This window comes from Bradyrhizobium sp. USDA 4011, assembly GCF_054063415.1.
On the sequence record NZ_JBSSGG010000001.1, the window covers coordinates 5,178,351 to 5,205,000 of the forward strand.

Annotated in this window: 20 protein-coding genes, 2 tRNA genes, 2 rRNA genes and 1 riboswitch (1 of these 25 running past the window's edge); of the genes, 10 read left to right on the forward strand and 14 right to left on the reverse strand. The window is 64.0% G+C overall.

The features are described from left to right. Positions 1–25: 25 nt before the first annotated feature. The 5 genes from ACVW1C_RS24205 to ACVW1C_RS24225 form a co-directional block, all read right to left on the reverse strand. Positions 26–3,325: an efflux RND transporter permease subunit gene (locus ACVW1C_RS24205; protein WP_456760549.1), complete on the reverse strand. Its 3,300-nt coding sequence runs from the start codon at positions 3,323–3,325 to the stop codon at positions 26–28. Positions 3,326–3,392: 67 nt separating this feature from the next. After that, a complete protein-coding gene (locus ACVW1C_RS24210; RefSeq protein ID WP_456760550.1) occupies positions 3,393–4,688 on the reverse strand; it encodes a caspase family protein in 1,296 nt (431 codons plus the stop codon). After that, positions 4,583–5,098, reverse strand: a complete 516-nt coding sequence (locus ACVW1C_RS24215) for a tetratricopeptide repeat protein (RefSeq protein ID WP_456763158.1) — start codon at positions 5,096–5,098, stop codon at positions 4,583–4,585. The genes ACVW1C_RS24210 and ACVW1C_RS24215 overlap by 106 nt, the downstream gene beginning before the upstream one ends. Continuing rightward, complete coding sequence (locus ACVW1C_RS24220) at positions 5,044–5,190, reverse strand: hypothetical protein (protein WP_456763300.1); 147 nt, start codon at positions 5,188–5,190, stop codon at positions 5,044–5,046. The genes ACVW1C_RS24215 and ACVW1C_RS24220 overlap by 55 nt, the downstream gene beginning before the upstream one ends. 112 nt (positions 5,191–5,302) lie before the next feature. Beyond that, positions 5,303–5,911 carry a gamma-glutamylcyclotransferase gene (locus tag ACVW1C_RS24225; RefSeq protein WP_456760551.1) on the reverse strand — a complete coding sequence of 203 codons (609 nt, stop codon included), beginning with the start codon at positions 5,909–5,911 and terminating at the stop codon, positions 5,303–5,305. A gap of 187 nt (positions 5,912–6,098) precedes the next feature. On the opposite strand from ACVW1C_RS24225, the gene ACVW1C_RS24230 reads away from it, so the two are divergent. Beyond that, on the forward strand, positions 6,099–7,286 hold the full coding sequence (locus ACVW1C_RS24230) for a DUF2125 domain-containing protein (RefSeq protein WP_456760552.1): 1,188 nt from the start codon (positions 6,099–6,101) through the stop codon (positions 7,284–7,286). A gap of 312 nt (positions 7,287–7,598) precedes the next feature. On the opposite strand, the gene ACVW1C_RS24235 is transcribed toward ACVW1C_RS24230, so the two are convergent. Genes ACVW1C_RS24235 through ACVW1C_RS24245 form a run of 3 tightly spaced genes read right to left on the reverse strand, consistent with a single transcriptional unit; the run spans position 7,599 to position 10,540 of the window. Beyond that, positions 7,599–8,531, reverse strand: coding sequence for a prephenate/arogenate dehydrogenase family protein (locus ACVW1C_RS24235; RefSeq protein ID WP_456760553.1), 933 nt, complete (start codon positions 8,529–8,531; stop codon positions 7,599–7,601). Between the two features lie 8 nt (positions 8,532–8,539). Further along, positions 8,540–9,637, reverse strand: coding sequence for a histidinol-phosphate transaminase (gene hisC / locus ACVW1C_RS24240; protein WP_456760554.1), 1,098 nt, complete (start codon positions 9,635–9,637; stop codon positions 8,540–8,542). A gap of 39 nt (positions 9,638–9,676) precedes the next feature. Continuing rightward, positions 9,677–10,540 carry a chorismate mutase gene (locus ACVW1C_RS24245; RefSeq protein WP_456760555.1) on the reverse strand — a complete coding sequence of 288 codons (864 nt, stop codon included), beginning with the start codon at positions 10,538–10,540 and terminating at the stop codon, positions 9,677–9,679. Between the two features lie 186 nt (positions 10,541–10,726). Beyond that, a riboswitch (SAM riboswitch) is annotated at positions 10,727–10,806 on the forward strand. A gap of 83 nt (positions 10,807–10,889) precedes the next feature. On the opposite strand from ACVW1C_RS24245, the gene metX reads away from it, so the two are divergent. Both metX and metW read left to right on the forward strand, forming a co-directional pair. Beyond that, the gene (metX, locus tag ACVW1C_RS24250) at positions 10,890–12,095 is read left to right on the forward strand and encodes a homoserine O-acetyltransferase MetX (protein ID WP_456760556.1); all 1,206 of its coding nucleotides are present in this window, start codon (positions 10,890–10,892) and stop codon (positions 12,093–12,095) included. Beyond that, positions 12,092–12,757 carry a methionine biosynthesis protein MetW gene (gene metW / locus ACVW1C_RS24255; RefSeq protein WP_176533773.1) on the forward strand — a complete coding sequence of 222 codons (666 nt, stop codon included), beginning with the start codon at positions 12,092–12,094 and terminating at the stop codon, positions 12,755–12,757. Before metX ends, metW begins: the two co-directional genes overlap by 4 nt. 93 nt (positions 12,758–12,850) lie before the next feature. Here the strand turns inward: metW and ACVW1C_RS24260 are convergent, their stop codons facing one another. Then, positions 12,851–13,723 carry an alpha/beta fold hydrolase gene (locus ACVW1C_RS24260; RefSeq protein WP_456760557.1) on the reverse strand — a complete coding sequence of 291 codons (873 nt, stop codon included), beginning with the start codon at positions 13,721–13,723 and terminating at the stop codon, positions 12,851–12,853. A gap of 232 nt (positions 13,724–13,955) precedes the next feature. Between ACVW1C_RS24260 and ACVW1C_RS24265 the strand changes: the two genes are divergently transcribed. Beyond that, positions 13,956–14,615, forward strand: a complete 660-nt coding sequence (locus tag ACVW1C_RS24265) for a TIGR02594 family protein (protein ID WP_456760558.1) — start codon at positions 13,956–13,958, stop codon at positions 14,613–14,615. A gap of 57 nt (positions 14,616–14,672) precedes the next feature. Here ACVW1C_RS24265 and ACVW1C_RS24270 read toward each other — a convergent pair whose 3' ends face one another. Then, positions 14,673–15,449, reverse strand: coding sequence for an MOSC domain-containing protein (locus tag ACVW1C_RS24270; protein ID WP_456760559.1), 777 nt, complete (start codon positions 15,447–15,449; stop codon positions 14,673–14,675). Between the two features lie 56 nt (positions 15,450–15,505). Continuing rightward, positions 15,506–16,021, reverse strand: a complete 516-nt coding sequence (locus tag ACVW1C_RS24275; RefSeq protein WP_456760560.1) for an N-acetyltransferase family protein — start codon at positions 16,019–16,021, stop codon at positions 15,506–15,508. Positions 16,022–16,078: 57 nt separating this feature from the next. On the opposite strand from ACVW1C_RS24275, the gene ACVW1C_RS24280 reads away from it, so the two are divergent. Next, on the forward strand, positions 16,079–16,639 hold the full coding sequence (locus ACVW1C_RS24280) for a helix-turn-helix domain-containing protein (protein WP_456760561.1): 561 nt from the start codon (positions 16,079–16,081) through the stop codon (positions 16,637–16,639). A 191-nt stretch (positions 16,640–16,830) separates the two neighbouring features. Further along, positions 16,831–19,482 (forward strand): ATP-dependent chaperone ClpB, encoded by a 2,652-nt coding sequence (gene clpB, locus ACVW1C_RS24285; RefSeq protein WP_456760562.1) that lies wholly within the window; start codon positions 16,831–16,833, stop codon positions 19,480–19,482. Between the two features lie 54 nt (positions 19,483–19,536). Here clpB and ACVW1C_RS24290 read toward each other — a convergent pair whose 3' ends face one another. The 3 genes from ACVW1C_RS24290 to ACVW1C_RS24300 form a co-directional block, all read right to left on the reverse strand. Beyond that, on the reverse strand, positions 19,537–19,803 hold the full coding sequence (locus ACVW1C_RS24290; protein WP_456760563.1) for a hypothetical protein: 267 nt from the start codon (positions 19,801–19,803) through the stop codon (positions 19,537–19,539). Positions 19,804–19,898: 95 nt separating this feature from the next. Then, positions 19,899–20,261, reverse strand: coding sequence for an SPW repeat protein (locus tag ACVW1C_RS24295; protein WP_176533764.1), 363 nt, complete (start codon positions 20,259–20,261; stop codon positions 19,899–19,901). A 183-nt stretch (positions 20,262–20,444) separates the two neighbouring features. Continuing rightward, positions 20,445–22,499: a M23 family metallopeptidase gene (locus tag ACVW1C_RS24300; protein WP_456760564.1), complete on the reverse strand. Its 2,055-nt coding sequence runs from the start codon at positions 22,497–22,499 to the stop codon at positions 20,445–20,447. A 1,004-nt stretch (positions 22,500–23,503) separates the two neighbouring features. On the opposite strand from ACVW1C_RS24300, the gene ACVW1C_RS24305 reads away from it, so the two are divergent. From ACVW1C_RS24305 to ACVW1C_RS24320, 4 genes are all read left to right on the forward strand, one after another. Then, positions 23,504–24,994: ribosomal RNA gene (locus ACVW1C_RS24305) — 16S ribosomal RNA — on the forward strand. Between the two features lie 209 nt (positions 24,995–25,203). Then, positions 25,204–25,280: transfer RNA gene (locus tag ACVW1C_RS24310), tRNA-Ile, on the forward strand. Positions 25,281–25,315: 35 nt separating this feature from the next. Continuing rightward, a tRNA-Ala gene (locus ACVW1C_RS24315) sits at positions 25,316–25,391 on the forward strand. A gap of 420 nt (positions 25,392–25,811) precedes the next feature. Then, positions 25,812–26,650 (forward strand): 23S ribosomal RNA (locus tag ACVW1C_RS24320); it runs 2,007 nt beyond the window's last position. Together the 16S and 23S rRNA genes with 2 tRNA genes alongside form the textbook arrangement of a ribosomal RNA operon.

Consider the following 26,650-nt stretch of genomic DNA (forward strand, 5'->3'; position numbering starts at 1 on the left):
GCAGGTTGGCAAGACCGGCGGCCTGTCAACGACCGGCCGCGCTGGCGGCGGCCCGCCGTGCGCGCCGCGCCGCACGGCGGCGCTGGACCCACAGCCTGGCGCGGTCGAGATAGAGATAGACCACCGGCGTGGTGTAGAGCGTCAGGATCTGGCTCAGGATCAGCCCGCCGAAGATCGCGATACCGAGCGGCTGGCGCAGCTCGCTGCCTTCGCCGAGGCCGATCATCAGCGGCACCGCGCCGAACAGCGCGGCGAGCGTCGTCATCATGATCGGGCGGAACCGCATCAGGCAGGCCTCGTAGATCGCATCGCGCGATGACAGCCCGCGCTGGCGTTCGGCGTCGAGCGCGAAGTCGATCATCATGATCGCGTTCTTCTTGACGATGCCGACCAGCAGGATCACCCCGATCATGCCGATGATGTCGAAATCGGTGTGCGACAGCATCAGTGCCGCGACCGCGCCGACGCCGGCCGAGGGCAAAGTGGACAGGATGGTCAGCGGGTGGACGTAGCTCTCGTAAAGCATGCCGAGCGAGATGTAGATCGTCGCGAGTGCTGCGAGAATCAGGAACAGCTCGTTCGCCAGCGCCTGCTGGAAGATCTTCGCGGAGCCCGCGAACCCGCCGGAAATGCCCGCCGGCATGCCGAGCGCATGCATCGCGTTCTCGATCGTGGTGGTCGCGGTGCTGAGCGAGACGCCCGGCGGCAAATTGAACGAGATGGTGCTGGCGACCAGCAAATCCTGGTGGTTCACCGCAAGCGGCGTCTCGCCGTGCTCGAAGCGGGCGACGCTCGACAGCGGGATCATCGTCTCCGCGCTGGTCGAGACCGCGGTTCCGGTCGAGGCGACGCCCTTGCCGGTGGCGCCGATCGAGTTGGTCGCCTGATTGCGCACCACATTGGCGGCGACCGCGCTGATCGAGCTCTTCTGCGACGACGAGGCCACCGTGCCGGCCACCGCATTGGTGCTCTGCGTGCCGGTCGCCGATCCGCCCGAAGTCGAGATGTAGACCTCCTTCAGCGTCTGCGGGTCCTGCGAGAAGCGCGGCGCGACCTCCATGATCACGTGATACTGGTTGCGCGCGACGAAGATGGTCGAGACCTGGCGCTGTCCGAAGGCGTCATAGAGCGTGTTGTCGAGCTGGCTGACCGTGATCCCGAGTCGCGAGGCGGCGTCGCGATCGATCACCAGGTTGGCTTGCAGCGCCTTGTTCTGCTGGTCGGTGTTGACGTCGGCGAGCGTCGGCTCTTTCTGCAGCGCGGCGACGAGCTTGGGCGTCCACTCGTTCAGCTCCTCGAAGGTCGAGCCCTTCAGCGTGTATTGATAGGCCGCGTTGCCCGAGCGCCCGCCGGCGCCGAGATCGCCGATCGATTGCAGGTACAGGGTGGCGCCCGCCACCCTTGCCAACGGGTCGCGCAGCCGCTCGATCACCTTGTCGGCGCGCAGCTTGCGTTCGTCCATCGGCTTCAGCGAAGCGAACACGGTGCCGGTGTTGGTGCCGCCCGGACCGACGCCGCCGCCGCCGGTGAAGCCGACGGCGGTATCGACCGCCGGGTCTGACTTCACGATGTCGATGAACTGGGTCAGCTTCTGCTGCATCAGCTGGAACGAGGTGCTCTGGTCGGCCTGGATCGAGCCGATCAGCAGCCCGGTATCCTGTTGCGGAACGAAGCCCTTGGGCACCACCTTGTAGAGATGCACGTTCAGATAGAGCGTGCAGCCCAGGATCAGCATCACCAGCAGCGGATGTCGCAGCGCGAGGCCGAGTGTCGCGCGGTAGCCGCTCAGCATCCGCTCGAAGGCGCGCTCGTTGATCCGGTAGATCCAGCCATGCGGCTGGCCTTCCTCCTTGCGCAGCAGCACCGCGCACATCATCGGCGTCGTCGTCAGCGAGACCACCAGCGAGATCACGATGGCGATGGTGATGGTCATGGCGAATTCGCGGAACAGGCGGCCGACCAGGCCGCCCATCAGCAGGATCGGCACGAACACTGCGATCAGCGACACGCTCATCGACAGCACGGTGAAGCCGACCTCGCGGGTGCCGACCAGCGTCGCCTCCAGCCGCGACATCCCGGCATCCAGGTGACGGGCGATGTTCTCCAGCACCACGATGGCGTCATCGACCACGAAGCCGGTCGCCACCGTCAGCGCCATCAGCGAGAAGATGTCGAGCGTGTAGCCCAGCAAATACATCACGGCAAAGGTCGCGATCAGCGACACGCCGACCGCCACGACAGGCACCAGCGTTGCGCGGGCGTTGCGCAGGAAGGCGAACACGACCAGGATCACCAGGGCGACGGCGATGAGGAGCGTGATCTCGACATCGTGCAGCGAGGCCCGGATCGTCTTCGAGCGGTCCATCGCCAGCGTGATGTCGATCGCGGGCGAAACCGAGGCCCTGAGCTGCGGCATCAGCCCTTTCACGCTGTCGACCATCTTGATGATGTTGGCGCCCGACTGCCGGTACACGATCATCACGACGGCCGGCTTGCCGTTGGAAAGGCCGAGCGTGCGCACATTCTCCACGGAATCGATGACGTCGCCGACATCGGTCAGGCGCACCGCCGCGCCGTTGCGGTAGGCGACGACCAGCGGCTTGTAGTCGGCGGCTTTCCGCGCCTGGTCGTTGGCGTAGATCTGGTAGCGCTGGTCGCCGACGTCGATGCCGCCCTTCGGGCTGTGCGCGTTGGCGCTCGAGAGCGCGGCGCGGACGTCCTCGAGCCCGATCCCGTATTTGTAGAGCGCCGGCGGGATCAGCTCGACGCGCACCGCGGGCAGCGAGCCGCCACCGACCGAGACCTCGCCGACGCCCTCGACCTGCGACAGCTTCTGCGCCAGCACGGTCGAGGCGGCGTCATAGAGCTCGGCCGGCGTCAGCGTGTCCGACGTTAGAGTGTAGATCAGGATCGGCGCCGAGGCCGGGTTGAACTTGCGGTAGGTGGGGTTGGCGCGGAGGTTGGTCGGCAGGTCGGCGCGCGCCGCGTTGATCGCCGCCTGCACGTCGCGCGCGGCGCCGTTGATGTCGCGGTCGATGTCGAATTGCAGCGTGACGCGGGCAGAGCCGAGCGAAGACGTCGACGTCATTTCGGTAACGCTGGCGATCTGGCCAAGATGACGCTCGAGCGGGCTCGCCACGGTTGCGGCGACGTCGGCCGGGCTGGCGCCGGGCAGGGTCGCCTGCACCATGATGGTCGGGATATCGACGTCGGGCAGCGGCGATACCGGCAGCTTGAAGAACGCAATGATGCCCGCCACCACCAGTCCAAGAGACAGCAGCGTGGTGCCGACCGGCCGGCGGATGAAGGGTGCGGAGAGGTTCATTGCATTTGCGATCGGCGTTTGCCGATGAGCTTCTATCCGTCCGCGCTGCGATGCAAAAGCCTAAATGTCACAGGGCGCCGCCATACGCCCGCCGCGATTTATCGGATCGCAACAGAGGCCTGACGATGGCCGTATTCCCGATTGCTGGTTCTCGACCGCGCGGAGGCGGACTACTTGGCTGCATTCTGGCTCGCGCCGACAAAGTAGAAGTCCTCGCTTCCGGCACCGAACCGTAGCTGAAAGGCTGCTGGCGTCGATCCGTCGCCGCCATGACGTCGTCGCGCACGAGGTCGAACAGCTTGCGGATCTCGATCCGAGGAGTCTGCATGCGCTTGATCCGCGCGGTCACGAACGGGCTGTGGCCGCCTTCGCCGTCGAGCGCGACCTGGCCGTGCTTGGCGGCGTAGACCACCAGCGTACCGCTGTCGGGTTCGACCTGGGCCAATCCCCTGCCGATCGAGCGTGACGCGACGGTGCGCTTGATCTGGTTGGCGAACGGATTGTCGCGGCAGGCATCGAGGATGACGAGATTCAGCTTGCGCGCGCCTTCGGTGGCGCCCATCACCTGGGTCAGCGCGACGGCCTCGAACGGCACGTCGCGGTCGGTCGCGAGCTTCGCGTCGACCGGCACGAGATAGTTCTCGCCTGCCATCTCCATGCCGTGCCCGGCATAGTAGATCACGGCCCAGTCGGCGCCGTCGCCCGCGTTGGCGAACGACTTCAGGGCCTCGACCAGGCTGTCCCGCGTCGCGTCGGTGACGAGGCGGACGTCCTGAAAGCCCACCGCGCGCAGCGTATCGGCAATCGCCGCGGCGTCCTGGCTGGGGTTCGGCAGCACCGGCACCGAGCGGTATTTCGAATTGCCCACGACAAGCGCGACGCGCTTCTCGGTCATCGCTGCCTTTGCACCCGCGCCGACAGGCGCGATCGGAACGGCCGTGGCGAGCGCGGGAGCAGGATTGGCCGTGCCAGGTTTGGCCGCGCCGTGATCTGCGACGACGCTCTTCTCCGTGGTGGCGACCTGATCCAGCCGTTGCAGGCCGTCCCTGGCGACGCGCTGGCCCTGGGTGCGGTCGAGCTGGTCGAGGCCGATGACGTCGAGCGCATGCCGGAAGTCGGCGCGCGCAGCGTCGATATCACCCTTCTTCTCGTCGGCGAGACCGCGGCGTGCGTAATTCAGCGCGCCCTGTGCGTTCAGTTGCGTGGCGTGGTCGTAGTCGCGCATCGCCTGGTCGAGCTCGCCTCTGCTGGCCAGCGTCAGGCCGCGCAGCGAGTAGAACTCGGCTTGCCCGTCCTGGATCGCGATCGCGCGGTCGATATCCCGCGCGGCATTGTCGAGATCGCCGGCGCTGATCTCGACCACGGCCCGGCAATAATAGGGGCCGGCTGCGCGCGGCGCGAGCTTGATCGCATCCTGGCAATGCAGCGCCGCGAGCCGGTCCTTGCCGCGGAAATCATAGACCAGCGCGCGATTGACATAGGCGTACCACGAGTTGGGATCGAGCTCGATGGACTTGCCGTAATCGGCCAGCGCGCGAAGGCCTGGTTCTGCAGATAGACCTTGGCCCGCTGGCCGTAGGAGGGTGCAAACGACGGATTGATCGCGATCGACTGATCGTAATCCGATTTGGCTTTCTCCAGATCGCCCTTGTTATGCCAGGCCAGCGCCCGGTTGTAATAGGTGATCGCGAGGTCGCGCCCCCTGGGATTGGCCGCGATCAGGCGGGTGCAGGCGGGATCGCGAGCTCCGCGTGCGGCTCCCTGGCGTCGCACGCCGCGCCATCCTCTCTCAGACCGGCGTGAGATGGTGAGTTCAGCAGCAACAGCAGGCCGAGCGCGGCGAGCTTCAGCAATGAGGGGCGCATTCCAGTCATTCCATTCCAGCGACCGGAAATTGAAACCACAATATTGTTCGCGCCGTGGCAAAAATTCGCGAGCGGAGTTCCTCGATGCACGCGATCAATGGCGCGGCCGCGCTCAGGCCGAATCGTGCCCGTCCGCCGCACGGGCATCGCGATGCATCAGCGTGCCCGAATCATGCAGCATCGCCGCCAGCTGGTGCAGCGGCTGATCGCGAAAGCCCTGCTTCTCGATCGCGGCAACCGTCGAGAGCACATAGTCGCGGTTGTTGCCGGAGCGGCCGTGGCCCTGCTGCACCAGGCGCAGTTGTTCGGAGAGCGACAGCCGTCCGGCATATTGCACATGGCCGCGATCGACCACATAGGCCAGCGCACTGACGCGATCGCGCGCCGCATTCTCCAGCCACACCGAGCGCATCACCTCGCGATAGACGTTGGTGGTCTGCTCGCGCGCCCGCAAATAGGCGATGGTGTCGTGGCGCAGGCGGGCGGCGACGCGGAACGCGATGCCGCGGCAGGCGCCGCCGCGGTCGAGGCCGAGCACCAGGCCCGGCTTCTCCGGCGTGCCGCGGTGGTCGAACGAATAGACGCAGAGCGCGCGATGCTCGCCGATCAGCCGCGCCGGCACCTGCTCCAGGAACTCGAAGCCCGGTTTCCACATCAGCGAGCCATAGCCGAACACCCAGAGGTCGCCGTCGGTTTCGGAATGGGGAGGATTTGCTGACATCGCGCAGATGGGCTAGCAGAACACGCCGTCGAAGCGAAGCAGATTCCGTGATGTTTCCAAGGGTTACGCAAGAGTTACGCAAAGGTTGCGCGAGGATTGCGCAAGCGCTGCGCAAGAGGTGCGTAAGGGTTGCCCGCGGCTTGCTGCCGCTTCGATTTTGACAAATTCGACCGCCAAAGGACGCCGCATGTCCGATTTGACCTCCGCCCCCCGCCGTCGCTCGCGCCTCGGCCTTTATGCCGTCCCTGTCGTGGTCCTGATCGCCGCGGTGCTCTGGAGCGGCTTCTGGTTCTTTGCCGCTTCGCAGGTCGGCGTGCAGGCGGATGCCTGGCGCGGGCAGGAGGCGAAGGCCGGCCGGGTCTATGATTGCGACAAGCGCTCGGTCGCGGGTTACCCGTTCCGGCTCGAAATCCGCTGCGAGCAGCCCAGCGTGATGCTGGTGTCGCAGACCGCCTCGCCGGAAATGTCGTTCGTGGCGCGGCTCGCCGAGATCCTGGTCGTGGCGCAGATCTATGATCCCAAGCTTGTGATCGCGGAGTTCAAGGGTCCGGCCACGATCGCCGAGCGCAACGCGCAGCCGACGCTACAGGTCAACTGGAGCCTGGGCCGCAGCAGCGTGGTCGGCCTGCCGGCGGTGCCGCAGCGCGCCTCGCTGGTGTTCGACGATCTCGCCATCGACCGCACCGGCGGTCCCGCGCCGACACCGCTGATGCGGGTCAACCACATCGAGCTGCACGGCAGGCAGGTCGACGGCTCGGCGCCGGACAGCCCCGCGATCGAGACCGTGCTGCAGATCGCCGGCGGCACCTTGCAGGACGTGCATCCGCTGCTCACCCAGCCGTTCAACGCCGACATCCATGCGCGGCTGAACGGCCTGAAGGATTTCTCGCCGAAGCCTTGGCCGGATCGCTTCCGCGAGATCCAGGCGGCCGGCGGCAGCGTCGAGATCCAGCAGTCGCGGATCGAGCAGGGCGATGTGCTGTCGGTTGCGGCCGGCACGCTCCGCCTCAATGCGCAAGGCCGCATCGAGGGCGAACTGCAGATGACGGTCGCCGGCCTCGAGCGCGTCATCCCCGCGCTCGGCATCGACAAGATGCTGGAGGAGGGCGTGCCGCAGGCGACGCTCGATCGCGTTGCACCGGGCGTGAAGAGCCAGGACCTCAGCAATCTGTTCGGTGCGCTGGATCGCGCGATCCCCGGCCTCGGCAAGGTGATCAAGCAGAACGCCAATGCGGGCATTTCCGCCGGCATCAATTCGCTCGGCACTGAAGCGACGCTCGAAGGCAAGAAGGCGCGCAGCTTCCCGCTGCGCTTCGCCGATGGCGCGGTGTTTCTGGGTCCGCTGAAAGTCGCGCAGATTCCGCCGCTGTTCTGAGCAGCGTTCTGTCGAGGGCTCGTAGCTCGTAGGGCGGGTTAGGCGAAGCCGTAACCCGCCGCGCCAACTCACCAAGATGGCGGATTACGCTACGCTAATCCGCCCTACGCATTGCATAGACTCCTTAATCCCTCGCGCGCGATATCGTCCGTCGCGGCAAAACATTCCCGCGGCCGCGATGAGAAAAACGTGACCGCAATCTTGCAGGCTGCCGGTGCCGCGCGCGCGGCCTCAGCGGCGCCGATCGAGCCCGAGGCGCCCGCCATTTTCTCGCCAGGACGACCAAGTGGAGAAGGCCGCGTGCCTGATCGCTTACTTCCTCAAATTCGCATGCGGCCGGCCGAAGTCGGGCGCGGCGGAATCCTGGCCGATCTCGACGATGCCGCGGCGGATGGCGCGGGTGCGGGTGAAGTGGTCGAACAGCGCTTCGCCGTCGCCGCGCCGGATCGCGCGCGTCAGCTTCGACAGATCCTCGGTGAAGGTGCCGAGCATCTCGAGCACGGCGTCCTTGTTGGCGAGGAACACGTCGCGCCACATCGTCGGGTCCGACGCCGCGATGCGGGTGAAGTCGCGAAAGCCGCCGGCGGAGAACTTGATGACCTCGGATTCGGTCACCTGCGCCAGTTCGTCGGCGGTGCCGACGATGGTGTAGGCGATCAGATGCGGCAGATGGCTGGTGATCGCGAGTACGAGGTCATGATGATCCGGCGTCATGATCTCGACCTTGGCGCCGAGCGCGGCCCAGAACGCGCGCAGCCGGTCGGTCGCCGCGGGATCGGTGCCTTCGGGCGGCGTCAGGATGCACCAGCGGTTGATGAAGAGCTCGGCGAAGCCGGAATCCGGTCCCGAATGCTCGGTGCCGGCCACCGGATGCGCCGGGACGAAGTGCACGCCGTCAGGCAAATGCGGCGCCATGTCCTTGACCACGGCGCCCTTCACCGAGCCGACGTCGGAGATGATCGCGCCGGGTTTCAGATGGCCGGCGACCTCGGCCGCGACCGGGCCGCAGGCGCCGACCGGAATGCAGAGGATGACGAGATCGGCGTCCTTCACCGCCTCGATATTGGTCTCGACGACGCGATCGACGATGCCGAGCTCGGCGACGCGCACCCGCGTCTTCTCCGAGCGCGCGGTGGTCACGATCTCGCCGACCAGGCCTTGCGCGCGCGCGCCGCGCGCGATCGAGCCGCCGATCAGGCCGAAGCCGATCAGCGCGATGCGGTTGAAGAGCGGAGCCGTGGTCACGTCGGTGTTCACTTTCCGGCCAGGAAGTCGCGCAGGCCCTCGACCACGAGGCGGTTGGCTTCCTCGGTGCCAATGGTCATGCGCAGCGCATGCGGCAGCTTGTAATTGTTGAGCGCGCGCAGCACGAGGCCGCGCCGGGTGAGATAGGCGTCGGCTTCCGCGGCGGTCTTGCCCTTGTCGGCCGGGAAGTGGATCAGCACGAAATTGGCGACGCTCGGCGTCACCTTGAGCCCGAGCTTGCCGATCTCCTCGGTCAGCCAGTTGCGCCACTGTTCGGTATGCGTCCGCGACATCTGCACATGCGCCGTGTCCTCGATCGCCGCCACCGCCGCCAGCATCGCCGGCGTCGTGACGTTGAACGGACCGCGGATACGGTTGCAGGCATCGACGATATGCGCCGGGCCGAACATCCAGCCGACCCGGAGCGCGGCAAGGCCGTGGATCTTCGAGAACGTGTGCGTCACCACCGTGTTGTCCGTGGTCGCGACCAGCTCGATGCCGAGCTCGTAGTCGTTGCGCGAGACGTAGTCGGCATAGGCGGCGTCGAGCACCAGCAGCACATGCGAGGGCAAGGCGGCGCGCAGGCGCTTGACCTCGTCGAACGGGATATAGGTGCCGGTCGGATTGTTCGGGTTGGCGAGCCAGACCAGTTTCGTGCGCGGCGTCACCACCTTGAGGATGGCATCGACGTCGGCCGTGAAATCGGTCTCGGCCGCAATCACGTTCTTGGCGCCGTTCGCCATGGTGGCGATCGGGTAAACCAGGAAGCCATGGGTGGTCGAGATCGCCTCGTCGCCGGGGGCGAGATAGGTGTGCGCGAGCAAATTGAGGATCTCGTCGGAGCCGGCGCCGCAGATGATGCGGTCGGGATCGAGCCCATAGGCGCGGCCGATCGCCTCGCGCAGCACGCGCGAGGTGCCCTCCGGATAGTCCTCGAGATGGTCAGCCGCAGCCTTGTAGGCCGCGATTGCTTTCGGAGACGGGCCGAACGGCGTCTCGTTGGCGGACAGCTTGAACACCTTGCGGCCCGGTTCCGGCACCGGGCTCTTGCCGGGCGTGTAGGGCGCAATATCGAGGATGCCGGGGTTCGGCACGGGGCGGGACATCATCAACTCCGGATATACTACGGGCGGCTGGCTCTTGCTTCAGGTCCTTGCCGATCCGTTAGACGGCACCGTATAGCGCGTTGCGTGGCTGCCGACGAGGGCCGAAGAGCGCACCGAGGCGCCGGCCTCGATCAAGGCGAGCTTGATCTTCTCGAAACCCTTGTTAGTCAGGTCTTGCCCGGTGACCGAGACCAGCAGGGCCGCGCCGTCGAACGCGGTGTCGGGGACCGCGACGATCTCGGCGAGCGGGGCCAGCGCGCGGGCGACATCGGCGTTCCAGCCGGAGACGCGCACGCTCCAGGTCTGCACTTCGGTGACCATGGCGTCGTCGGCGACCCGCGAGATCACGAACACCGGCAGCGCAGCGGGATGGTCGGCGCGCTCGAGGAACGGCAGCCGCGCGATGATCTTCGGCGCGCCATCGGCCTCGAGCGCATTCCACCACGGCGTGCGGCTCGCGATCGCGGAGACCAGAGCGAGGTCGCCCTTCGACTTCGCCACCGCCTCGACCGCGGCCTGGGCGCTGAAATGCGAGACGTAAGGCACCACGAAGCCGAAGTGAAACCGCGCCGAGTCGCGCATCGCGGACTCGCCGACCGAGACGTCCGCATGCACCGCGAACGGCGCCTGCACATAGGTGAAGGTCGAGATGATGACGCGCCAGATGCTCTCGATGGTGTCGAGCGGCAGGATGCCGCGATGACGCTGCACCAGTTCGCGCATCATGCTGGCTTCGCGCGCCGGGCGGAACGCCGAGCCGACCTCCTGGGTCTTCTTGACCTGGATCAGGCGGTCGATGATGTCGCCGCGCGCCATCAGCAGGCGGTGAACCTGCTCGTCGATCGCATCGATCTCCTTGCGCAGCTCCTGCAGCGAGGGCGGCGACGGGGGTGGATTGGACATGCTCTCAAACCTTGTCGTCCGGGCGGCCCGATGCCGTGCCAGACAGGGTCCCTGATTAGGAAAGACGGCCAGCGAAAGCAAAGAGAAACGTCGCAGGCGTGCCTTGCGCATTCGGTTAACCATTGGCGCCCGGCAAGGGGAGGTTCGCTGGCCGCCTTGACGACGGGGGGCCTGAGGACTAGGTTCGCTGCACTCCGTGGTCATTTGAGCCGGCCGGCTTGCAGCCACGTTAAACAACTCGCTAAACAGGCCGGGGACAGATCAGCTCCCGGCCGAACCTTGTTCAGGCCGGGTTTTTTATGGCCTGATTTCTGTTCGAGCCCTCCCGCGCGGAGGCAGGGTCGCCTAGATGAGCAACGTGCGTCCGATACCCAGCCCGCAAACCTCGAGCGACGATCGCGCCCATGAGGCCGATCACCCGTCGTCACTGGTGGCGAAGTTCGGCATGGATCAGCCGCTGAAGCTGGATTGCGGCGTCGATCTCGCGCCGTTCCAGATCGCCTATCAGACCTATGGCCAGCTCAATGCTGACAGATCCAACGCAATCCTGATCTGTCACGCGCTGACCGGCGATCAGCACGTCAACAACACCCATCCCGTCACCGGCAAGCCGGGCTGGTGGGACACCATGGTTGGCGCCGGCCGGCCGATCGATCCCGAAAAATACTTCATCATCTGCTCCAATGTGATCGGCGGCTGCATGGGCTCGACTGGCCCTGCGTCGCTGAACCCTGCGACCGGCAAGGTGTGGGGGCTCGATTTCCCGATCATCACGATCCCCGACATGGTGCGCGCGCAGGCGATGCTGATCGATCGGCTCGGCATCGCGACGCTGTTCTGCGTGGTCGGCGGCTCGATGGGCGGCATGCAGGTACTGCAATGGACCGCGGCCTATCCCGAGCGCGTGTTCGCGACGCTTGCGATCGCGTGCTCGACGCGGCACTCGGCGCAGAACATCGCGTTCCACGAGCTCGGTCGTCAGGCCGTGATGGCCGATCCGGACTGGCGCGGCGGCCGCTATGTCGACGAGGACACCCATCCGCATCGCGGACTGGCGGTGGCGCGGATGGCCGCGCACATCACCTATCTCTCGGACGCCGCGCTGCACCGCAAGTTCGGGCGGCGGATGCAGGACCGCGAGCTGCCGACCTTCTCGTTCGATGCGGATTTCCAGGTCGAGAGCTATCTGCGCTACCAGGGCTCGTCCTTTGTCGAGCGGTTCGACGCCAACTCCTATCTCTATCTGACGCGTGCGATGGACTATTTCGACATTGCCGCCGACCACAATGGCGTGCTTGCGAAAGCGTTCACCGGCATCAAGACGCGGTTCTGCGTGGTGTCGTTCACCAGCGACTGGCTGTTTCCGACCTCGGAATCGCGCGCGCTGGTGCATGCGCTGAACGCGTCGAGCGCACGGGTGTCGTTCGCCGAGATCGAGACCGATCGCGGCCATGACGCGTTCCTGCTCGACGTGCCGGAATTCCTGGAGATCTCCCGCGCCTTCCTGCTGGCCGCAGGCAAGGCGCGCGGACTGAAAGACGACGGCCGATCATGAGCATGCAGCAGACACTTCCCTTGCCGGGCGTCGCGCCGGAGCGGACCGGCGGCTATCGCACCGATCATCTGCTGGTCGCCGACATGGTGCGGCCGGGCTCGCGCGTGCTCGACGTCGGTTGCGGCGACGGCGAGCTGCTGCAATTGCTGGAGAGCCGCGGCATCGACGGCCGCGGCATCGAGCTGTCGCGCGAGGGCGTCAATGGCTGCGTCGCCAAGGGCCTCGCGGTGGTGCAGGGCGACGCCGACACCGACCTCGTCAATTATCCCGATGACGCCTTCGACTACGTGATCCTGTCGCAGACCTTGCAGGCGACGCGGCAGCCGAAGGTGGTGCTGGAGAACCTGCTGCGGATCGGCCATCGCGCGATCGTCTCGTTCCCGAATTTCGGGTTCTGGAAGATGCGGCTGCAGCTCCTGATCGGCGGCCACATGCCGCGGACGGAGAATCTGCCGGCGAGCTGGTACGACACCGCCAACATCCATTTCTGCACCATCAAGGATTTCGTGCAGCTCTGCGAGGAGATCAACGTCAAGATGGAGCGCGCGGTGGCGCTCGACCTCTACGGCCGCCCCGTGCCGCTCAATCTGCCCTGGTGGGTGTGGAACATGTTCGGTGAACAGGGCGTGTTCCTGCTCAGCCGGGGTGGGAAGGCGAAATAGCTTCCGTCATTGCGAGGAGCGATAGCGACGAAGCAATCCATGCTTTCGCGCATGCGGGAAGATGGATTGCTTCGCTTCGCTCGCAATGACGATTTACACCGGCGCCGCCACCAGCGACCGCGGATCGCGCACCGGCCAGCGGCCGGCTTCCACCAGCGCGATGAAGCGCTCCACCATCTCGTTGAACAGTGCGGGCTCCTCGAGGTTGAGCACATGGCCCGACTTCGGAAAGAAGGCGAGGCCGGCGGCCGGCAGATGCTGCTTCAGGAACATGCTCGGCGCGATGCAATTGTCGTCCTCATCGCCGCACAGGATCAGCGCCGGCGTCGGCACGCGCTTGATGGCGTCGGTCATGGTGTAGATCGAGGGCCGGCCGCCCTGAAAGCTGCGCATCGTGTTGGCCGAGCCCTTGGCGTCGTGGCGGGCGAGCGCGGCGTAGAAATCGGCGTGGCCGCGCGGATCCTTCACCAGGAATGGGATCCGGCTCGGCGCCTCGCGCGTCACCTTGGCGACCTCGACCGAGCCGATCGCCTCGTACTGCTCGGCATTGGCGCGGCACTGCGCGCGGAAGGCAGCGAGATTCTCGAGGCTGGATCCGGAGCCGACCGCGGCCAGCGTCATCGAGAGCGCGCGCTCCGGCGCGTTGAGCGCGACCTGCAGCGACGAATAGGAGCCCATCGAGAGGCCGATGAAATGTGCCTTGGCGATGCCGAGATGGTCGAGCACCGCGAGCGCGTCGGTGTAGAAGTGCGTGTAGGTGTAGACGTCGGCGCTCGGCGGCACGTCCGACGGCGTGTAGCCGCGCGCGGAATAGGCGATGCAGCGGTGTCCGCGCGAGAAGTATCGCATCTGTGGTTCCCAATTGGTGTGATCCGCTGCGAACTCGTGCAGGAAGATGATCGGGGTGCCACTGCCCGCCTCTTCGAAATGCAGGCGGACGTTATCTTTCGTGACGGCATGGGGCATTGAAATCTCCTCTCGTTGGCCGCCCCCAGATTTGCAATTAATTTCCGCGGCTGCAATGCGGCAGTTCTGGCTATTTTCGTCATGGAATTTGCGCGGAATGACCCAGAAATCGTTCTCCCATGCGCCGCATGAAGTCTTCCTCACGCCGCATCCCGATTTTCAAAACCACCGCCGCGTTTCCGAGGGAACGCGACGGGGAGTTGGGGGGGCGTTTCAGAGGATCTCGTGAAGTATGGTTCAGTTGCTTGCGTATCGCCGGTCGCTTCGAGTTTTGGCGCTGGCTCTGTGTTCGCTCACGCTCGCCGTGATCTCCGCCGCTCCGGCGTCCGCCCGTCCGCATCATTCGCGTCACGCGCATTCGGCCCATGCCGGCCATCACGCGCGGCATTCCGCTCATCATCGCTACCGGCACACAGCGCGGCTGTCGCGCGCCGAGCGCCGCGCCCAGATGCAGGCGAGCGGATTCGGCGAGGCCAATGCGGCCGTGATGCCCGGCGCTGAGGCCGCGTCCAACACCGATGTGAGCGCGTCAGGTGGCTTCGGCTCCTCCGGCATCGTCGACACGGCGCGACGCTATCTCGGCGGCAATCCGACTGGCCGCTCCAGCCTGTGGTGCGCGCGCTTCATGAACATGGTGCTGCAGCAGACCGGCCATCGCGGCACGGGCTCCGACATGGCGAGCTCGTTCGCCAAATACGGCACGCGCGTTTCGGGGCCGCAGGTCGGCGCCATCGCCGTGATGGGCCGCCGTGGCGGCGGTCATGTCGGCATCATCACCGGCGTCGATGCCAAGGGCAATCCGATCATGATCTCGGGCAATAGCAGCCATCGTGTTCGCGAGGCGCCGGTCTCGCGCGGCCGCATCTATGCCTATGTGATGCCGACGAACTGAGCTGTCGAAAGCTGGGCAGGGCGCATCCGCGTCTTGCCCAGCCTGCGACGCTACAGGCTATTCGGCGGCAATCGTGTCGCCGACGGCCGCGCCGCCGTCGCTGATGATCTCGGCGTAGATGCCGCATTCGTTGTTCCCGAAGCGCTGCATCAGCGTGTTCGGGACCGAGAGGTCGCGCGCGCCGGTATCGGGATCGACATTGACCGCGGCGCAGCGGGTGATGCGCTTCACCACCTTGGCCCGCGCGCTGCCGATCGCAATGGTCTGGTCGAGCAGGCTGGCCTCATGCCAGGCCGGCCAGCCGTCGACATAGAGATTGGCGCGGAAGCGCAACGGATGCACCGGCGCCTGCACCATGTCCTCGATCGCCCGCAGGCTCGCCAGATTGATGATCGAGACCACCTTGCGCGGCACGTCGGAAAAACTGTGTCCGGCGCTCACCAGCACCTTCGGCGGTCCCTTGATCTGGCCGGCATGACGATCGGCGAAATAACTCTCGATCGCCGCGCGCCCGGCTGCCGTCTCGAGATCGCCCTGGGCGACCATCGCGCCGTGCCGGCGCAAGGTCAGCACGTGGCTGTCGTCGTCGAAATGGGCGCGCAGCGGCGCCAGCCATTCGTCCCGCTGCAGCATCAGGAAATGCGGCTTCGCCAGCCATTTCGGCGCTGACGGATCGAATCCGCTCGGGCCATTCTCGATCGCGTAGCGGCGATCCGAGCGGAGCGTCTCGCCGACCTTGAGTTCGGCGCGCGGCAGGGGCTCGGGCGTCAGACCCTTGACGGGATAGCGGTAGATGCCGGTGATCCGGGCGGAGGAGGTGTGCGTGCTGTCCATCCGCTCCCTCTAGCCTGTTTGGCGCGCGAGGAGAACCGTCGCCGAAGCGAAGGCAGCTAGTCAGGCCGCGCCGCGCCTGCGGCATCCAGCACGCGCTGCATGAAGACGAGGTCAAGCCAGCGGCCGAACTTACGCCCGACCTCCGGCATCCGCGCGACCTCGACAAAGCCGGCCTGCGCGTGCAGCCGCAGCGAGGCGGGATTGCCGCCGTCAATGCCGGCGATCATGATGTGCTTGCCCAGCGCCGTCGCGGCGGCCACGAGCTCGTCGACGATGACGCGGCCAAGGCCGCGGCCGCGATGGTTGGCATGGATATAGACGCTGTGCTCGACGCTGTAGCGGTATCCCGGGAAGGCGCGGAAATCGCCGAACGTGCCGTACCCAAGCACCACAGGCCCTTCGGCCGCGACCAGCACTGGGTAGCCCAGTGCCAGCCGGGCCTTCATCCAGGCCAACCGTTCGGCCTCGGAATCCTGCTTCTCAGTCCAGATCGCGTTCGAGTTGGCGACCGCCTCGTTGAAGATCGCGGTGATCGCAGGAATGTCCTGCTCGGTGGCGGGGCGGATCATCATCGGTAGTTCCTCGACGGGCCTCTTGAAGCGATCCCATCGTCTACTATATAAGACGCTATGTCAATTATAGGGGACACCGATGAGGCTCTCGGGCGGCGAGTTCGCGCTGAACGGGAGGGCCGCGGCTGGTCGCTGGCGGAACTCGCTGGGCGGGCCGGCGTGTCCAAGGCCATGCTGAGCAAGATCGAGCGGGCGGAGGCCAGCCCGACGGCGGCGACGCTGTCGCGGATTGCCACGGCCTATGGCCTGACCATGGCCGCGCTGTTCGAGGTTGCCTCACACACTTCCCGCCTGCAGCGGGCCAAGGATCAGCCGGTGTGGCGCGATCCGAAGGCGGCCTATCTGCGGCGGCAGGTGTTCCTGCATCCGGCCAATCCGCTGGAGCTGGTGGAAGTCGAGCTGCCTGCCGGGCAGGAAGCCGGCTTCCCGGCCAGCGCCTATCACCTGATCCGTCAGGTGGTCTGGGTCATCAGCGGCTGCCTCACCTTGATGGAAGGGGCGGAGCGCCATGAGCTCGCTGCGGGAGACCGCGTCGAGCTCGGGCCGCCATCGGATATCGTCTTCCGTAACGAAACTGCTCAGCCCTGCCGCTACCTTGTCGCCATCGTGCGGCGCTGAGCTCGATCGGGTGAAATCGCAGACCGTGGCTCTTCCGTTTCGGAACCAAGTGCCCACATCTGCGGCAAGCCTGAAAAATGATGGCGACGACCAGAGGCTGGTTGAGGAAGGTCAACGCGGCCCGCGGAAACCCAATGAAGATGCCGTTGTCATGCCTGAATGGGTGACGATGGCAGGCCGAGGGAAAACGAATGAACATTGAGAAGTACACCGAGCGCTCGCGCGGATTCATCCAGTCTGCCCAGTCGCTCGCAATGCGCGACGGTCACCAGCAGTTCTCGCCCTTGCATCTGTTGAAGGTGCTGCTGGACGACAATGAGGGGCTCGCCGGCGGTCTGATCGACCGTGCGGGCGGCAATTCCAGGGCGATCCTGAAAGCGACCGAAGAGGCGCTGAACAAGCTGCCGAAGGTTTCGGGCAATGGAGCCGGACAGGTCTACCTGTCGCCGGAACTGGCGCGCGCCTTCGATGCGGCGGAAAAGGCCGCCGACAAGACCGGCGACAGCTTTGTCACCGTCGAGCGGCTGCTGCTCGGGCTCACGCTCGAGAAGGGCAGCGAGGCGGCCTCCATCCTGAGCAAGGGCGGCGTCACGGCGCAGAACCTGAATGCGGCGATCGAAGCGCTGCGCAAGGGCCGCACCGCTGATTCCGCGACGGCCGAAAACGCCTACGACGCGCTGAAGAAATATGCCCGCGACCTGACCCAGGCTGCGCGCGACGGCAAGCTCGACCCGGTGATCGGCCGTGACGAGGAGATCCGCCGCACCATCCAGGTGCTGTCGCGGCGGACCAAGAACAATCCCGTCCTGATCGGCGAACCCGGCGTCGGCAAGACCGCGATCGTCGAGGGCTTGGCGCTGCGCATCCTCAACGGCGACGTGCCGGAGAGCCTGAAGGACAAGAAGCTCTTGTCGCTCGACATGGGCGCCTTGATCGCCGGCGCGAAATATCGCGGCGAGTTCGAGGAGCGGCTGAAGTCCGTCCTGCAGGAGGTCTCGTCCGCGGAGGGCGGCGTCATCCTGTTCATCGACGAGATGCACACCCTGATCGGCGCCGGCAAGACCGACGGCGCGATGGACGCGTCCAACCTCCTGAAGCCTGCGCTCGCGCGCGGTGAATTGCACTGTATCGGTGCGACCACGCTCGACGAGTACCGCAAGCATGTCGAGAAGGATGCGGCGCTGGCCCGCCGGTTCCAGCCGATCTATGTCAGCGAGCCGACGGTCGAGGACACCATCTCGATCCTGCGCGGCCTGAAGGACAAATACGAGCAGCATCACGGCGTGCGCATCACCGACTCCGCGTTGGTGGCCGCAACGACGCTGTCGAACCGCTACATCACCGACCGCTTCCTGCCCGACAAGACCATCGACCTGATGGACGAGGCGGCGGCGCGGCTGAAGATGCAGGTCGATTCCAAGCCGGAAGAGCTCGATTCGCTGGATCGCGACATCATCCGGCTGAAGATCGAGCAGGAGGCGCTGAAGAAGGAGAGCGATGCCGGCTCGAAGAGCCGCCTGCAGACCCTGGAGAAGGAGCTCGCCGGGCTCGAGGAGAGGTCGGCCGCGCTGACGGCGCGCTGGAGCGCGGAGAAGAACAAGCTCTCCAACGCCCAGAAGCTGAAGAGCGAACTCGATGCGCTCCGCGTCGAGCTTGCCAATGCGCAGCGTCGCGGCGAATTCCAGAAGGCGGGCGAGCTGGCCTACGGCCGGATTCCCGAGCTGGAAAAGAAGCTCGCCGAGATCGAGGCCAGCGAAAGCGGCAAGCAGAACGGCAGTGAGATGATGGAGGAGGCGGTCACCGCCAACCACATCGCGCAGGTCGTCTCGCGCTGGACCGGCGTGCCGGTCGACAAGATGCTCGAGGGCGAAAAGGACAAGCTCCTGAAAATGGAGGACGCACTCGCCAAGCGCGTCGTCGGCCAGGCCGAAGCGGTGCGTGCGGTGGCAACTGCGGTGCGCCGTGCCCGCGCAGGCCTGCAGGATCCGAACCGGCCGACCGGCTCGTTCATGTTCTTAGGCCCCACCGGCGTCGGCAAGACCGAGCTGACCAAGGCGCTCGCCGCTGACCTGTTCAACGACGAGACCGCGATGGTCCGCCTCGACATGTCCGAGTTCATGGAGAAGCACTCGGTCTCGCGCTTGATCGGCGCGCCTCCCGGCTATGTCGGCTACGACGAGGGTGGTGCACTGACCGAAGCCGTGCGGCGCCGGCCCTACCAGGTCGTGCTGTTCGACGAGATCGAGAAGGCGCATCCCGACGTCTTCAACGTGTTGTTGCAGGTGCTCGATGACGGCCGCCTGACCGATGGTCAGGGCCGCACCGTCGACTTCCGCAACACGCTGATCATCATGACTTCGAACCTCGGTTCGGAATTCCTGGTGAATCAGCCGGAGGGCGAGGACACCGCGGCGGTTCGCGATCAGGTGATGGGCGTGGTGCGGGCGCATTTCAGGCCGGAATTCCTGAACCGCATCGACGAGATCATCCTGTTCCACCGCCTGCAGAAGAGCGAGATGGGCCGCATCGTCGAGATCCAGTTCGCGCGGCTGCGCAAGCTGCTGGAGGATCGCAAGATCGAGCTCACGCTCGAGGCGAAGGCGCGGGATTGGCTCGCGGAAAAGGGCTGGGATCCGGCATACGGCGCCCGCCCGCTGAAGCGGGTGATCCAGCGCAGCGTGCAGGATCCACTGGCCGAGATGATCCTCGCCGGCGACGTCAAGGACGGCGATCGCGTGCTGATCTCGGAGAAGGGCAATGTGCTGACCTTCAACGGTCAGGTGCCCAAAACCGCCGAGATCGTGCAGTTCGATGCCCCCGTCTCGAAGCGCAAGCTGAACTGACACGCGCATGCAAAAGCCCTCCCCGCGGTCGCGGGGAGGGCTTCGTAATCAAGGCTATTCCTGCGGAACGATCGGTGGACTGAGCTGACCGGGCTCGTCGTCATCGGCGGGTTCGAGTTCGGACAGAATATCGACCAGCTCGCGGGTGCGGCCTGTGGCCAGCGGCCTGCCGGCGTTCATCAGCGGCTCGTCATTGGCAAGCCAGGCCTGGGCTTCGGCAAGCTCGGTGATCGTGGCGCCGGATGCGATGATCCTGGCGATGGTGACATCGTCGGCGTGGCCGACGGCTTTAAGCACATCGTCGCGGGTGAGCTGGGTCATGGCGCAAATCCTTGTGGATATCTTCGTTGAGCACGACCAAACCCCCGCCCGCCGGCGATCCGCGCCAGCGGGTAGGGACGCATCGTTTCAAGCCCTCAGCTGTGTGTTGTGAGCCGAGGCGGATGCTGGGACATCGCCCAGAGCTCGATCGCGGCAAGGACCGCGACGGCGATGCCGATCACCACGTGCACGGTCGTCGCGGTGGTCATTGCCTGGAACCCGAGGACCCAGGGCGAGACCATTGCCCAAAGCCCGACGATGAGGTTCAGCCACTCCTCCCAGACCGCGAATGCCGCGAGCGCGGCGATCGCAAGGACCGCCATCACGAGGCCGACGATGTGGGCGTTGGTGGAAACCGTGCCGGCGTCGAACTTGAACAGCCACGGCGACAGGAAGAGAATCGCGCCGAGGATCAGGTTTGCGACGTCGCACAGCTTTGCGTTGGTCCAGTTCTCCATGACACCCTCCATTGGAGGTTTTACTGCCGAATCAACTGGATGCTCGCCGTTCGGGTTCCCATCCTGGGGCACGAAATTTATTGAAATTGGCAGCGTGACGGCCTGGAAACGGCATCGCCTCTGATCTGCGCCTGCAACGTTTGCTGGCATCTGCGCGGCCGGACAGGCCGGCCTCTTGCATCATCAGCGGTTGGTAATGGAGCGCGTCTGCGACGTGGAACTCGTGGCGTCCGAGACGATGCGCGAACTGCCGCGGCTGGACATCTGGGCTTCGATCCGGTCGCGTTCCTTCTCGAAATTCGCCAGCATCGGCCCTTCGAGCGAGCGGCCGCGCGGCAGCTTCACGCGCATCGGGTCGACGAATCGGCCGTTGACCAGGATTTCGTAGTGGACGTGTGGGCCGGTCGACTGGCCGGTCGAGCCGACAAAGCCGATCACCTGGCCCTGCCGCACCTTCTTGCCGATCTCCATGCCTTTGGCGAAGGCCGACATATGGCCGTAAGCCGTCTCGTAGCCGTTGGAATGCTTGATGCGGATATATTTGCCGTAACCGCCCTCGTACCCGACCTTCTCGAGTATGCCGTTGCCGGAGGCGAAGATCGGCGTGCCGTAGGCGGTGGCCCAGTCGACGCCGGTGTGCATCTTCACATAGCCGAGGATCGGATGGCGGCGGCCGCCAAAGCCTGAACGCATGATCGCGTTGTTGACCGGCTTGCGGACCAGGAACTTCTTCGCGCTCTTGCCGGTCTCGTCGTAGTAGTCGACGACGCCGTCGTCGGAACTCTGGAAGCGGTAGTATTTCTTGGTTTCGCCGCCGACGGTCAGCGCGGCGTAGAGCACTTCGGTCTTTTCGGTGCTGGTGATGCCCTCGTCCTCGCCGGCATAGAACACGTCGAACGAGTCGCCGGGCTGGACCTTGCGCTGGAAATCGACGTCGTAGGAGTAGATCTTGACCATGTCGTCGATGACGGTCGGTGGCACCTTGTTGCGCAGGGCGGTCTCGTAAATGCTCTGATAGAGCCGCACGCCGCTGCCATCATCCTCGTCATCGTCGCTGGAATTGTCGGCGGTGTCGGTCGTGGTGTTCATGCTCTGCACGTCGACCGCAACGTATTTGCCGATATCGGACAGTGCGGCGACGGCTTCGACGACGGAGTCGTTGGCGACGATCACCCGATAGGGTTGCAGCCGGGCGCCCGGTGCTGACGGCGCCATCAGGATCCGCACCTTCTGGCCTTCCTTCAGCCCGCCATCGCGGCCGCGTGGGCCGAGCGTTGCGGCAATCGCCTTCGCCTCGTCGGGCGTTGCGCCCTGATCGCGCAGGATCGAGGTGATGCTGTCGCCCTTCTTGACGAGGTGAACCCGTTCACCGACCGGATTGCCGCCGGTGACCTGCTCCTTGGTCTTCGGCAGCAGGGTGACGTTCTCCGGCACCACGCGGGTCTCGAAGCCTGCATAGGGGTCGGAGGTGTTGCCCTCGGTGGCGTAGGCCATCCTGATATCGGGGCCGGCGCCGGTGGCATCGGCCGCGGCATTGGCCAGCGAGGCGTAGCGCACCGAGCCGCCGGAGCCGCGCCAATTGGCGGCGTCGCGGACCCGCATCAGCACGTCGTCGAGCGCGACCACGGCGGCGAGCTTGGCTTTCGGCAGCACGGATCCGAGATCCTTGGTGACGAAAGAGACCTCGGCGTCGGGCTCGGCCGCATTCGGATCCTCGGCCGCCGCCGGCGTGTCGGAGCCGACATCGGTCAACAGACGCTGCGCGTTGAACGCCGGAATCTTGGACGACAGATCGCTCGTGGTCATCGAGAGATTGCCGGAAATCCGGATGAAGGGCCGCACCCGCATCACGTCGCGATTGCCGACGCGGGTTACGGTCGACACGCGCACCAGGCTGCGGGAGGCGGAGGATTCGCTCGGCGGCGGCAGCCGGTCGCCCTTGTGCAGGCTGACGACGCGATCATTGCCGGTAAAGGCGCCGCGCAGCGCGCCTTCGACGCGCTCCGGCACCTTGGCGAAGGTCATCTCGCCATCGAGCGACGCAAAAACGGCGCCGCCGATCAGGGCCGCGCCACATAGTCCAGTCAGAATGGTGCCGCTGAACCATTGTACGGAGACACGGCGGCGATCGATCACCGCAGCCTCGGTGCCGTCGACTGAAAGCGGCGGTTCGTGACCGAGATCGATCATCCCGGTCTCGCGCCCAATGCCGCTTCCGCGTGACGCCCGTTGGCTCAACCCGATATCCCCCCAAATTCCAGCAACTGCGATCGACCTCTGCTCGTCCTCGTCCCCACCTCGATCCCCTGAAGAGGAATCTCGGCAGTGTGGCGAGCCACACGCATCGAAATCGAGAAGACGATGGGCATTAGCTAGCCGCACTCTCGAACGTCAATGGTGTGCAGATCTCTCGATGTTGCTCGGCCGCGTAGGGAAGAAGCGACGGGTTCTTGGAGAAAATCGCCTGGTCCCTCAGAAAAACCACCCGTGCCCCCACAGGTTACGAGCGGTTCAATGCATGTCTTATAGCCAGAACGTCGCAGGATTGTGGCTCAAGTGCGGCATTTGAGATGGAAAATCTTCCTCAAGCAGGTCGATGCCGCCGCCCGGTCTGGAGCGCCGGGGGACCCGTTCCGGAGGGCCTCACGAGCCCTTCGGCGACAAACTTTTTTTAAAGTTTTTTGCCGCGAGCATTGGGTTGCGAATTTTTACCTCCGACTTAAGCTATGGAGAACGCGAGCATTTTTTCGCACTGCACACGCGATTTGAGCTTGCGACGATTTGTTGACAATGGTCGTTGACAATCCCGAGGGGTGCGGACTATAAACCAACCACTGAGCGCGGCGCCGCCGGGTCACTGACCAAGGCGAGCGAACGCGCCACTGATGCTCCTCACTTCGATGAGTGACACAGCAGCCGACATAAATCGGTTGAGGTTCACTGTTCGTCGCTGAAGGGTAGAACCACCCTCTAAGGGTGTGGGGTCATCGGATCCCGGGCTGTTTGACAAGTGAAGATGAAGAAAGAGAAACGTGGACGGCGGAGTCCTTGCGTCTCTCGGAATACTTGAAAGCTTCGGCTTTTGACTTTCTGAGGGTGGACGAAAGACTTCGGCGGTACACGTTTAAAGGTTACACCATCGTTGCCAGCGATGTGAATCGTAGGCAGCTCGCAGACTTCGGTCGGCGAAGAATGGTGGGACCTCGTCAAACGTTGTGATCAGCCGGTTCAAAGTTCAAGTCCAACTTGAGAGTTTGATCCTGGCTCAGAGCGAACGCTGGCGGCAGGCTTAACACATGCAAGTCGAGCGGGCATAGCAATATGTCAGCGGCAGACGGGTGAGTAACGCGTGGGAACGTACCTTTTGGTTCGGAACAACACAGGGAAACTTGTGCTAATACCGGATAAGCCCTTACGGGGAAAGATTTATCGCCGAAAGATCGGCCCGCGTCTGATTAGCTAGTTGGTGAGGTAATGGCTCACCAAGGCGACGATCAGTAGCTGGTCTGAGAGGATGATCAGCCACATTGGGACTGAGACACGGCCCAAACTCCTACGGGAGGCAGCAGTGGGGAATATTGGACAATGGGCGCAAGCCTGATCCAGCCATGCCGCGTGAGTGATGAAGGCCCTAGGGTTGTAAAGCTCTTTTGTGCGGGAAGATAATGACGGTACCGCAAGAATAAGCCCCGGCTAACTTCGTGCCAGCAGCCGCGGTAATACGAAGGGGGCTAGCGTTGCTCGGAATCACTGGGCGTAAAGGGTGCGTAGGCGGGTCTTTAAGTCAGGGGTGAAATCCTGGAGCTCAACTCCAGAACTGCCTTTGATACTGAAGATCTTGAGTTCGGGAGAGGTGAGTGGAACTGCGAGTGTAGAGGTGAAATTCGTAGATATTCGCAAGAACACCAGTGGCGAAGGCGGCTCACTGGCCCGATACTGACGCTGAGGCACGAAAGCGTGGGGAGCAAACAGGATTAGATACCCTGGTAGTCCACGCCGTAAACGATGAATGCCAGCCGTTAGTGGGTTTACTCACTAGTGGCGCAGCTAACGCTTTAAGCATTCCGCCTGGGGAGTACGGTCGCAAGATTAAAACTCAAAGGAATTGACGGGGGCCCGCACAAGCGGTGGAGCATGTGGTTTAATTCGACGCAACGCGCAGAACCTTACCAGCCCTTGACATCCCGGTCGCGGACTCCAGAGACGGAGTTCTTCAGTTCGGCTGGACCGGAGACAGGTGCTGCATGGCTGTCGTCAGCTCGTGTCGTGAGATGTTGGGTTAAGTCCCGCAACGAGCGCAACCCCCGTCCTTAGTTGCTACCATTCAGTTGAGCACTCTAAGGAGACTGCCGGTGATAAGCCGCGAGGAAGGTGGGGATGACGTCAAGTCCTCATGGCCCTTACGGGCTGGGCTACACACGTGCTACAATGGCGGTGACAATGGGATGCTAAGGGGCGACCCTTCGCAAATCTCAAAAAGCCGTCTCAGTTCGGATTGGGCTCTGCAACTCGAGCCCATGAAGTTGGAATCGCTAGTAATCGTGGATCAGCACGCCACGGTGAATACGTTCCCGGGCCTTGTACACACCGCCCGTCACACCATGGGAGTTGGTTTTACCTGAAGACGGTGCGCTAACCCGCAAGGGAGGCAGCCGGCCACGGTAGGGTCAGCGACTGGGGTGAAGTCGTAACAAGGTAGCCGTAGGGGAACCTGCGGCTGGATCACCTCCTTTCTAAGGATGGTTCTTCAGCGAGCTCACGCTCACTATCGAACCGTTTTAGAAACATTCAGGGGCCAACAGTTTCAGGATTGTTGAGCTCCATTGGCGGGATTTCGCCGTCTTCGTTTCTCTTTCTTCGCGGACGAACACGCGCCAGGGCTGAGCGCTGTGCGATGCATCGACGACAAATCGTGTGCGCGCCGGCATGTCCCTCGTGTTAGGGGCTTGTAGCTCAGTTGGTTAGAGCGCGCGCTTGATAAGCGTGAGGTCGGAAGTTCAAGTCTTCCCAGGCCCACCATTTTGATCGAGTGCGGAGCATTCGTCTTCTGGTACGGGGCCATAGCTCAGCTGGGAGAGCGCGTGCTTTGCAAGCATGAGGTCGTCGGTTCGATCCCGTCTGGCTCCACCAGATGGAATTGAAGCTCGACATTGCGCCTTGTGCAGGAAGCTCTGTTCATATCGTCCGCGAAACATCACTTCGCACTCATTGGTCCGGATGGACGGTGACGTGCGTGTTTTCTGACATCGTAAAGAGGAGATCGATCCGAGTTTGGATCTGCGAAGCAATTCGCGGGTACCATTCATAATCTCCAGATCGTTTTCGGCGCTCGCGCATCGCAGCTCATCGCAAGATGAGTGAGATGAGCGAGTTGTAAAACGATCTTTTTAGCGAAGCTTGACCGCCTCGCTATCGGGCCGATCTTACGAAGCAAGCTGGTCTTTCTAGTCAATGTCCGGCTGCGCAATCGCGTTCATCGAGGATGCGCGCCTTAAGTGGCAGTTGTGCAGACAACATTCTGCCGAGTGTGTGGACATTGATAATGAGAGCAATCAAGTGCCTTAAGGGTGTTCGGTGGATGCCTTGGCGCTGAGAGGCGATGAAGGACGTGCTACGCTGCGATAAGCCGTGGGGAGCTGCGAAGAAGCTTTGATCCACGGATTTCCGAATGGGGAAACCCACCTTCGATAGCCGGAACTCCAAGACCTTGTGTTTTGGGGTTCGACCAGAAATGGAAGAAATCAGACCGCGAGGTTTTGGATTTCCGGTTATCAAGAGAAGGTATGAGACTTCCGAATAAAATAGGAGGTTTTAAGCAAACCCAGGGAACTGAAACATCTAAGTACCTGGAGGAAAGGACATCAATCGAGACTCCGTTAGTAGTGGCGAGCGAACGCGGACCAGGCCAGTGATACATCAAAGACAATCGGAACCTGTCAGGAAAGCAGGGCCTCAGAGGGTGATAGCCCCGTACGAGTAATGCGATGATGTATCCACGAGTAAGGCGGGACACGTGTAATCCTGTCTGAACACGGGGGGACCACCCTCCAAGCCTAAGTACTCCTCAGCGACCGATAGTGAACCAGTACCGTGAGGGAAAGGTGAAAAGCACCCCGACGAGGGGAGTGAAATAGACCTGAAACCGGACACCTACAAACAGACGGAGCCCAAGATACGTTCTGGGTGACGTCGTACCTTTTGTATTATGGGCCAGCGACTTAATTTAACGAGCAAGCTTAAGCCGATAGGCGAAGGCGCAGCGAAAGCGAGTCTGAATAGGGCGTCAAGTTCGTTGTATTAGACCCGAAACCTAGTGATCTAGCCATGAGCAGGTTGAAGGTGAGGTAACACTCACTGGAGGACCGAACGGGTGCCTGTTGAAAAAGGCT